Below are 9,135 nucleotides of genomic sequence, written 5' to 3'. Positions count from 1 at the left end.
GCCCCGGGCCGGGGCCGTCGGTGGCCCGGCCCGGGGCGGGGTGCGCGCGGCCGGTGGGCGCGGCGTCCGCGTCGGGGATCGGGTGCGCCCGGTCGGCCCCGTCGGCGCCTCGGCGCCGGTCCGGTCCGTCGGTGCCCCGGTCGTGGCCGTCCGCGGTCCGGTCGCGGTCCGGTCCGTCGAGGCGGCGGCCGTGGTCGACGACGAGGGTCGGGGTGCGGCGGCGGGGCAGCGGGACGGGCCGGGCGGGTGCGGCGTCGGCGGGCTCGTCCGCGTCGTCGCGGCCGGCCTGGCGGTCGGGGGCCTGCTGGTGCTGCTCGCCCGCGGGGGCGCGTCCGGAGCGGCGGCTCCGGGGCCGGAAGAGGCCGCCGCGCTCGCTCTCGGTGTCGAGGAGGTCGGCCGCGCCGTCGAGGAGCACGTCGTACTCCTCGCTGCCGAGGGGGCCCTCCAGCTCGACGGGTCCGTCGAGGGGACCGGGTGTCCCGGTCACGTCGGGGACCCTGGCGAGCGCCGGGCGGCGGCTCGGCAGGACGCCGTCGGCGGCGGCCTCGCCGTCGGCCGGGCCGGGGCGCTCCAGGGTCTTGCGGTCCAGGCGGAAGCCGGCGCCCTGGGTCTCGGGCGCGTCGGTGAGCAGCGCGGCCGGGATGAAGACGACCGCGGTGGTCCCGCCGTACGGGGAGGTCTGGAGCGAGACGCGGACGTTCTGGCGCTGGGCGAGCCGGCTGACCACGAAGAGGCCGAGCCGGTCGGTGTCCGAGAGTTCGAACTCGGGGGTCTCGGCGAGCCGGAGGTTGGCGTCGAGGAGGGCGTCGGGGTTCATGCCGAGGCCGCGGTCGTGGATCTCCAGGGTGAAGCCGTTGGCGACCCGCTCGCCGAGCACCTGCACGGCGGTGTGCGGGGGCGAGAACACCGTGGCGTTCTCCAGGAGTTCGGCGATGAGGTGGGTGAGGTCGGCGACCGCGGGACCGCCCACGCCGAGGCGCGGGAGGCGGCGGACCTCGATGCGCTCGTAGTCCTCGACCTCGGCGACGGCGGCCCGGACCACGTCCATGAGCTGGACGGGCTTGCGCCACTGCCGGGAGGGCGCGGCGCCGGAGAGGATGACGAGGCCCTCGGCGTGCCGTCGCATACGGGTGGTGAGGTGGTCGAGCCGGAAGAGGTCGGCGAGTTCGTCGGTGTCCTCGGTGCGCCGTTCCATGGTGTCGAGGAGGGTGAGCTGGCGGTGCAGGAGGACCTGGTTGCGGCGGGCGAGGTTGACGAACACCTCGGAGACGCCGCGCCGGAGCTCGGACTGCTTGACCGCGGCCTCGACGGCGGCGCGTTGGAGGGTGTTCAGCGCCTGGCCGACCTGGCCGACCTCGTCCGGGCCGTAGCCGAGGTGGGGCACCTCGGTGACGACGTCGACGTGCTCGCCCGCGGCGAGCCTCCGCATCACGCTGGGCAGTCGTACGCCGGAGACCTCCTGGGCCTCCTTCTGGAGGCGGCGCAGGTCGCGGACGAGGTCGCGGCCGATGCGGACGGAGATGACGATGGAGGCGAGCAGGGCGAGGAAGCCGACGACCCCGGCGACGCCGGCCTTGAGCAGGACGCTGTAGGCGGCGGGCTGGACGCGGTCCTGGTAGCGGTCGCCGGCCGCGGTGTTCTCCCTGGCCAGGTCGTCGAGGACGGGGCTGGCGTTGTCCTGCCAGTAGGCGGGGGTGACGGCGCGCGAGTCGTCGGTGGGGCCCTGTTCGATGATCGCGTTCTCGGCGGTGCGCAGCGGCTGGCTGGCCGGGCTGCGCCAGTACTTCTCGAAGCGGTTGCGCTCGGCGGCCGGCAGGAGTTCGAGGTTGACCTCGTAGAACAGCTTCCGGTTGGCGACGAGGTCGGATATCGCCCGGATCTCCTGGGCGGTGACGCGGTCCGCGACGAGCGCGGACAGGATGAGCGCGTCCTCCCGGGAGAGGAGTTCACGCGCGCGGGTGATGCCGACGAGGGCGCGGCCCTGCTTGTCCATCTCCACGTTCTCGAGGGCGTGGAGGGTGACCAGGAAGCTGTAGCAGGGGTCGACGAGCCGGTTGTAGAAGTCCAGCGCCTGCATGCGGCCGATGTCGCGCTTCTCCACGGAGCGGCGCAGGGAGGTGAGTCCCTCCAGTGCTTCGAGGAGGGAGCCGAGCCGCTGGGCGGTGACGGGCCGCATCTCCTCGCGTACGCCGGGGTCGGTGGCGTTGGCGCGGATCCGGGCGATCTGGCGGTCGGTCGCCCTGCGGGTCTCCTTGAGGGAGCTGAGGGTGTCGGTGCCACGCGGGTCGGCGAGGTAGATGAGGGACTGGCGCCGTTCGAGCTGGATGACCCGGGCGGTGTCCTCCAGGGGATAGCCGATCTTGTCGACGATGTAGCCGACGTCCAGGAGTTGGTCGGCCTCGCGTCCGGTGAGGACGGTGGAGAAGCCCCAGAGGCAGGTCAGGGAGACGAGCGGTACGAGCAGCAACGCCACGATCTTCCGGCGGATGGACTTCCCGCGAAAGCGCATGGCCTCCCCCAGCTCGACCTCCGTGTCCCCGGAGGTCCTTCACGTTCGTGACGTCCGGCGTCAACACGCGGCGTCAACCTTGAGATTCAACAAACGGCGGCGCGAGCCTACTACTGCATCACGGCCATCCCGAAGGCATGTCCGGGCTATTTTCAGCCTGTCGAGTGAGCCTTGATCATGAGATGTCCGGCTATTCGGGGAGTTGGGGTTGGTCAATGTGGCGTAGGACACTTGACGATGCGCCATTTCTCCGGCCTGCGGAGATGGCTGGAATTGTTTGCCCCGGTCCCACACCGCTCACGTTCGTCCCAGGTCGGACGAAACCTTTTCCCTCTCTCGTGCGTCATTAAGTACGGGGTGAACCCTGTCCGTGTATAGGCGCTCAAGACGGGCAGACGCTCCTGGAGTCGGTCAGTGGTGGGGAGTGACAGGACAATGGAACACGAGGCGCGGTCGTCGGGGCAGTTGTGGGTGGAGGACGAGCGGGCACGCCGGCGTATGCCGGATCCCGTGCGCACCGCCGCCGTACGGGCCGTGATGATCACATCGGTGACGCTCATCCAGGCGGTCGTGGCGTTCTTCGGCTCCGTGACGGGCTCATGGCTGGCGTTCCCGGTGACCATCACCGCGGTGGTCTCCACCGTCGTGGCCACCTGGAGCGTGCTCGACGTGTGGATCACCCGTCAGGTGTGGCGCCAGCGCAACGGCGTGGTGTCGGAGCCCAGCAGCGCGGCCCGTCCGCCGATCCGTGCGAAGCGCGGAGAGGACCGGGCGGAGGCGGTCTCGCTGCCCGAGGCGGCCTGAGCCTGCGAGGAGAAGCGACAACGGCGAGTGGCCGGACCCCCCTTCGAAGGGGGGTCCGGCCACTCGCCGTTGTGCCGGGGGCGGTCGGGCCGACGCCTCCTGACGCCTCCCGACCTCTGCTGACGACTCTGGACTGGCTTTGCCCGGCCTTGACCGGCCTGGACTTCGCCTAGGAGGGCACCGCCGCGCCGGGGTCGTCGGCCGTGTGCCGGCGGAACATCCTCGTCGCCGTGATCTCCCCGTGGATCGTCTCGCCCTCGGCCGCCGTCTGCGGAAGGCCCGGGCGCAGGTGCTCCTCCACGCTGATGTACTTCAGACCGGCCCGCAGGTCGGCGTCGTTGCGCAGCCGGATCACCAGCGGGAACTCGGCGAGCGCCGTCGTGTCGAACAGGCCCGTCGTGTAGAGGAGCTGCACGCCCAGCGCGTCCGACACGGCCCGCTGGAGCTCCAGGAGGTACGTGGCGTTCGCACGGCCGATCGGGTTGTCCAGGAACAGCGTGCCCGCGTGCCGGTGCTTGTCGCGGCCCCGGTCGTTGGAGCGGAGCGCCGCCATCGTGCAGTACAGGGCGATGGCCGCGGTGAGCAGCTGCCCGCCGGAGAAGACGTCGCCCATCTGCCCGACGGGCACCCGCTCGGCGCGCAGCACCGCGTCCGGCTTGAGGATCTCGACGGAGACGCCCTTCGGTTCGAGCGCCGCCTGGACCCCGCGGAGCAGCAGGGACATGCCGTCGCGGCGCAGGTCGGAGTTCTTCCTGACGGCCGCGCGGGTCGCCTCGTCGACGACCTCGCCCAGCCGCTCGGCGAGGGTGGCCTGGTCGGGCTCCTCGAAGCGGATTCGCAGGAACTCCTGGCCCGACCACTCGCCGAGGCCCTCGGGGAGCCGGGAGAGCCGCTGCGCCGAACGGAGCGTCGCGAGCGAGGACTCCACCAGGCCCCGCAGGCGGTCGACGATGGAGTCGCGGTTGCGCTCCAGCTGCTCCAGCTCGTCGGTGAGGACCCGCAGACGGGGCGCGAAGGCCTCGGCCCACTTCGCGGCGTGCTCGGGCAGCGCGGCGGCGGGGAGTTCGCGGATCTGCTGGCGGGCCGGGGTGCGGACCTGCTCGTAGCGGGTGGAGTTGGCGTGGCGTACGAGGATGTCGCTCGCCTCGCGCAAGGACGCGTCGGCCGACGACAGCTCCGCCGTGCAGGCGCGCAGCGCGCGGCGCGCCTCGCCGGCCGTCTTACGGGCCTCCTCCAGGCTGCCGGGGTACGGTTCGGCCTCCTCCCGCTCCTCGTCGGTGTGGTCGCGGAGCAGGTCCCGCAGCAGGGCGGAGGTCTCGTCGAAGCCGCCTCCGGCGTCCTCGGCGGCCCGGTGGTCGCGGAGCAGCCCGGTGTGGGCGGCGCGCGCCGCCTCCAGGGCGTCGGTGCGGGCGGCGAGTTCGGCGGTGGCGGTGCGCAGCAGGGTCTGGGCCCGGTCGGCGTCGGCGGGGACGAGGTCCTCGGGCAGGTCGGTGTGCCGCTCGCCGTCCTCGGGGGCGAGGCGCTCGGCCTCGCCGCGCAGCCGTCCGAGCTTCTCGCTGGCCTCCGACGCCCGGGTCTCCAGCATCTGTACGAGGGCCTCGGCGCGGGTCGCGGCGGCCTGCCGGGACGGGCCGTCGGCGCCGTCGGTGGACTCCAGGAGCTGCTCGGCGCGGGTGCGGACCTTGTTGGTGAGGCGGTCGAGTTCGGCGAGGGCCGCGGACTCGTCGCCCTCGGCCCGGGCCTGCTCGGCGCGCAGGTCGGCGCCGACGCCGACCTTCTCGTACAGCTGGGAAGCGGCCCGGTAGGCCTCGCGGAGGGTGGGCAGCGCGGCCGTCAGGAAGAACTCCGACCTGCGCCGCGACGGCATGCCTCAAGCCGGACGCGGTGCTGCGCGCCGAGCGGGTGCCCGTCGGGCAGATGGGCGACGTCTTCTCCGGCGGGCAGCTGCTCACCGCGGCCATCGCCCTGTACTGCACGATGGCGGCGCTCCGCTCCAACGACCGGGGCCGCGACAAGCACCGGCACGCGGGCACGCTGTTCCTGGACAACCCGATCGGCCGTGCGAACGCCACGTACCTCCTGGAGCTCCAGCGGGCCGTGTCGGACGCGCTGGGCGGCGCGGCGGTCCTCGTCGGCGGCCCGTGCGCGGTCCAGGCAGGTCTGGGCGCGGGCCTCGGCCTCGGCGGCGTCGTCGGCGAGTTCGCGGAGCTTGGCCTGCCAGGCGGACCGCTCGCGCAGCCGGAAGGCGAGGCCGGCCAGGGCGTCGGCGACACGGCGGGCGCGCTGGGCCGCCTCCTGGCGCTCGTCGCGCACCTGGGCGGCTTCGGCGGCGGTCTCGTCGGCCTCGGCCCGGGCGGTGCGGGCCTCCTCCAGGGTGGCGGTGGCGGCCTCGGCGGTCTCACGCGCGCTCGTGGCGACGGCCGCGAGCTCGGCGAGCATCCCGGGCGGGCAGTCGGCGCGCCAGGAGCCGATCCGGGCCGCCAGGGAGCGGTCTCCGGCGAGGCGGGCGGCGAGGGCGCGGATCTCCTCGTCACGGGCGGCGGCGCGGGCGCGCAGGGCGTGCCGCTCCTCGTCGGCGGCGTGCTCGTCGTGCATGGCCGGGTTCGGCGGGACGAGGAAGACGCCCGTGTCGTCGCCGGCCCGCTGGGCCGGTACGGGGGCGAGCAGGGCGGCGGCCGTGCCGACGGCGACGGCGGAGCGGGGCAGCAGGGCGGCGGTGCCGAGGACTTCGCGGGCGCGTCCGTACGAGACGGGGTCGGTGATGACGACGCCGTCGACCAGCTCGGGGCGGGCGGCCAGGACGCGCGCGTGGTCGACGGGGTCGACGGCCTGGGCGAGGTAGCGCCAGCCGGGGAGGGCGGGGATGCCGTGCTCGCCGAGGTACTCGACGGTGGCGAGGACGTCGGGCCCCGGGGGCAGCAGGCCGCCGTCGCCGAGGGCGCCGAGGATGCGGGAGTCGTCGGCCGCGGCGGTGCGCAGGTCGAAGAGCTGGCGCTCGGCGGAGGTGACGGCCTGGTCGAGCATGCCGCGGAGTTCGTCGGCGTACCGGTCGAACTCGGTGACGGTGAGCGGGCCCTGGGGCTCCCCGCCTGTGTCCGGGCCGGCGTCCGCGCCCGTGACGGCGCCGGGGGTGGCGGCGCGCTGCCCGGGCAGGGGCGAGCCGGCGGCGGGCCGGGCCGGTCCGGTGGACGGGAGGCTCAGGAGTTCGGCGAGCCGCTGCTCGCCGGCGAGGAACTCCGCGGCGCGGCGCTCCGCGTCGTAGGCGTTCCCGGCGGCCTCGGCGGCGTCCGAGGCGCGGGCGGCGGCGAGTTCGGCGCGGGCCTCGGCCCCGGCGGCCTCGCGGGCCCGGTCCGCCGCCGTACGGGCGACCTCGCGGGCGGTGTCCCAGGCGGCGACCGTCGTCTTCTCGGCGTCGCTCGCGGCGAGCGCGGCGCGGGCGGGGTCGGCGTCGGGCGCCGTGTCGTCGAGCCAGCCGGCCCGTACGGCCTCGGCGGTCTCCTGCTCGACCTCGGCGAGGCGCTGGCGGAGGTGTCCGGCCTCGCTGCGGGCCCGCTGGGTCTCGGTGGCGGCGGCGGTGGCGTCGCGGTGGGCGGTCTCGCCGACCTCCTGGAGGGCGGTGGAGCGCTCCTCCTCCTCGGCCGCGTGCCGCTCGCCCTCGTCGGCGGCGGCGGACAGGGCCCGTACGAGGTCGGCGGCGGCCTCGGCGCGGGCGGCGAGGGCCGGGGCGGCGTCCCGCTCGGCCTCGCGGATCGCCGCGGCCACGCGCGCGGAGCGGTCGCCCGCGGCGCGGTGGCGCAGGACGACCTCGGCCGCCTGCCACGCGGAGTGCACGGTGCGGGCGTCGGTGAGTTCGCGGCGCTGGGACGCGGCGCCCTTCTCGGCGGCGGTGAGCGCCAGGGAGGCGTGCCGGTAGGCGAGTTCGGCGGCGATGAGGGCGGCGCGTCCGCGGGCGGTCTCGGCCTCGGCGACGGCGTGGCCGGCGGAGGTGACCTGCTGGGCGAGTTCGGCTCCACGCGCGCGCTCCACGGCGGCGCGGGCGGAGAGCCGGCGGGCGAGGGTGCGGGTGCGGCGCTCGGCCGCCGTGTGGACGTCGCGCGCGGTGGCGCGGGTTCCGGCAGCCTCGACGATCCGGTTGAGGAGGTCCACGGAGCCGGCCGTGAAGTCGCGCTCGGCGGTGAGTTCGGCGCGGCGGCCGAGCTTGTTGCCGAAGCCTCCGACCAGGTCGGCGAGGCCGTCGGTGTCCCGGGTGTCGGTGACGGCCCGCAGCAGCAGGTCGGTGAAGTCGGAGTCCTTCTTGACCGCGAAGAGGCCGGCGGCCTCTCCCTCGTCGGCGTTCATCTCGCGCTGGTAGCGGAAGAGTTCGGGGTCGAGTCCCAGGTCGCCGAGGTGTTCGTTCCAGCGGTCGTGGATCTCCTCCCAGACGACCTCCAGGTGCGGGTACGCCTTGCCCGCCTCGGTGATCGCGTCCCGGAAGCCCTTCATGGTGCGGCGGCGGCCGGTGGCGCCGGAGGCGCCCTCGACCGGGGTGCGCACGGACGTGGCCTCGGCGACGGGGAGGTTGTCCAGGCTGAGCCCGGGGCCGGGGCGGAACGAGTACCAGGCCTCGGCGAACTTCCGCGGGTCGGACGAGACCTGCCGGCCGCGCCACTCGCTGGCCTTGCCGACGACGACGAGTTCGCCGGTGAGGGTGTGCTGCCACTCCAGGGCGACGTGCCCGCAGTCGTCGGCGAGGAGGAACTTGCGCAGGACGCCGGAGCTGGCGCCGCCCAGGGTGTTGCGGTGGCCCGGGAGCATCACCGAGAAGATCAGCTTGAGGAGGACGGACTTGCCGCCGCCGTTCTCCAGGAAGAGCACGCCGGCGGGCGCGGGGCGGCGCGGCGGGCCGACCGGCTCCTCCTCGAAGAACTCCGCCTGGGCAGCTCCAGGTCGTCGCCCTGGGGCGGCGGCAGGAGGGTGGCGGAGCCGTCGCTGACCGGGACGACCCCGAGGTCGAGGAGCTCCGCCATGGCGGCCGATCCGGCCATGTCGCGGACCTGGAGCTGGTAGCGGGCGGTGGTGCGGTAGGAGCCGCCGCCCTCGTCGCCGGTGCGCTGGAGGAAGCCGGAGTCGGTGAGGAAGGCGGCGGCCTTGCCGACGATGCCGGTGGTGGATCCGGCGAGGCGGCGGGCGTCCTTCGTGGCGCCGGTGGCGCTGCGCCGGGCGTAGATCCGCCAGGCGGCCTCCAGGCCGGGGGCGTCGGTCGCCGGGTCGGTGTTCTCGCCCTGCTCCTCGGCGCGCTGCTCCAGCCGGTGGCACGCCTGGCGGACGAACGCGTCGACGCCGTTGACGGTGAGCCGGCCGATGTACGCGTCGTCCGCGAGGTCCTCGGGCCGGGGGAAGGCCATGGCGGCGACGGCGAGGTGGGCCAGGCCGTGCAGGAAGCGGTCGGCGGAGTCGGTGGAGGCGCGGCGCGCGTAGTCGCCCATGCGGACGGCGAAGACGGAGTCCTCGTCGGCGGTGACGGCCATCCCCGCGCGCGGGGACACCTCCAGGACGATCAGGCCGAGGCCGGTGGCGACGGCGTCGGCGAGCCGCGCGAAGGCGGGGTTCTCGCGGTAGCGGCGGAGCAGCTCCGCGTACTCCGCGTCGCGGGCGGGGAGCAGCTTGGGCTGGAGGCCGAAGGAGACGAGGCGGGCCGCGTCGGCGGCGTCGGCGGGGGTGACGGCGCCGCCCGCGGGGGCGGCCGGGGGGGAGCAGCTTGGGCTGGAGGCCGAAGGAGACGAGGCGGGCCGCGTCGGCGGCGTCGGCGGGGGTGACGGCGCCGCCCGCGGGGGCGGCCGGGG

The 9,135-nt window shown here is 75.1% G+C and carries 2 protein-coding genes and 2 pseudogenes; 1 reads left to right on the top strand and 3 read right to left on the bottom strand.

Translation table 11 applies throughout. The annotated features are described in order from the left end of the window. A partial coding sequence (locus EAO70_RS25290) for a nitrate- and nitrite sensing domain-containing protein (RefSeq protein WP_148005346.1) occupies window positions 1-2,509 on the bottom strand: 2,509 nt, incomplete at its 3' end. A 510-nt stretch (window positions 2,510-3,019) separates the two neighbouring features. Here EAO70_RS25290 and EAO70_RS25285 point away from each other — a divergent pair. Further along, window positions 3,020-3,313: a hypothetical protein gene (locus tag EAO70_RS25285; protein WP_261993019.1), complete on the top strand. Its 294-nt coding sequence runs from the start codon at window positions 3,020-3,022 to the stop codon at window positions 3,311-3,313. Window positions 3,314-3,482: 169 nt separating this feature from the next. Here the strand turns inward: EAO70_RS25285 and EAO70_RS39500 are convergent. Both EAO70_RS39500 and EAO70_RS25270 read right to left on the bottom strand, forming a co-directional pair. Then, window positions 3,483-8,242 (bottom strand): annotated as a pseudogene (locus EAO70_RS39500) (hypothetical protein); the annotation flags it as partial. After that, window positions 8,230-9,135, bottom strand: a pseudogene (locus EAO70_RS25270) (hypothetical protein); the annotation flags it as partial. The pseudogenes EAO70_RS25270 and EAO70_RS39500, both read right to left, overlap by 13 nt.

It is taken from the genome of Streptomyces sp. adm13(2018) (assembly GCF_008042145.1).
In the GTDB taxonomy this organism is placed as follows: Bacteria; Actinomycetota; Actinomycetes; order Streptomycetales; family Streptomycetaceae; genus Streptomyces.
Note: the sequence above shows the minus strand (reverse complement) of the source record. Positions and strands in the feature narration are given on the sequence as shown.